Below are 943 nucleotides of genomic sequence, written 5' to 3' on the forward strand. Positions count from 1 at the left end.
CCGATGCTTGTGACACTACTCGGAATTTCAATGCTTTTTAAATTGCTGCAATTGTAAAACGCATACTTTCCGATGCTTGTAACGCCATCTTCAATCACAACTTTTTTTATGTTGTCTTTCTTCTGGGTTGCAGGGCTATCATTAGAGTAATTCTTCATCGTCCCCGTGCCGCTGATGGTCATTGTGCCGTCGGCGGCGAGTGTCCAGATCAGGCTGTCTTCGTTCCAGCGGGTTACAACTTTGTCTGCAACTTCACCGAAATTTTCGCTTGTCAGCGTAGAGCCGCCTTCAAGAAGCACCTCAGTCAGAGCAGTACAGCCGGAAAATGCTTCATCTCCTACGCTTTCAACACTCTTTGGAATGGTAATGCTTTTTAAGCCGGTGCAATTCCGAAACGCATACCTTTCGATACTTGTGACACTCTCTGGAATTGTGATACCTGTCAAGCTGCTGCAATACTCAAACGCAGAATCTTCAATGTTTGTGACACTCTCCGGAATCGTGATGTCTGTTAAACTGCTGCAACCGGAAAACGCAGAATTTCCGATGCTTGTGACACTATCTGGAATCGTGATGTCTGTCAAGCTGCTGCAACCGGAAAACGTATGATCTCCAATGCTTGTGACACCACTCGGAATTTCGAGGCTAGTTAAGCCGCCACACCCGGCAAACGCACCCTTTCCGATGTTTTTGACAGTTTCTGGAATTTCGATACTGGTTAAGCCGCCACAATTGTAAAACGCAAAAGCTCCGATGCTTGTGACACCTTCTGGAATTTCAATGCTTTTTAAATTGCTGCAATTGTAAAACGCAGAATTTCCGATGCTTGTAACGCCCTCTTGAATCACAACTTTTTTTACGTTGTCTTTCTTTTGGGTTGCAGGGCTACCAGAGTACCAACTATAACCCTTCATCGCCCCTGAGCCGCTGATGGTCATTGTGC

General features: G+C 45.7%; 1 protein-coding gene. It reads right to left on the minus strand.

Features of this window, described 5'->3' with window-relative positions:
* The coding region (locus QZL66_RS09950; protein WP_293614954.1) for a leucine-rich repeat domain-containing protein at positions 1-943 on the minus strand (943 nt) is incomplete at both ends.

The organism is Ruminococcus sp. CAG:330 (assembly GCF_000437175.1).
Classification (GTDB): domain Bacteria; phylum Bacillota; class Clostridia; order Oscillospirales; family Ruminococcaceae; genus Ruminococcus_C.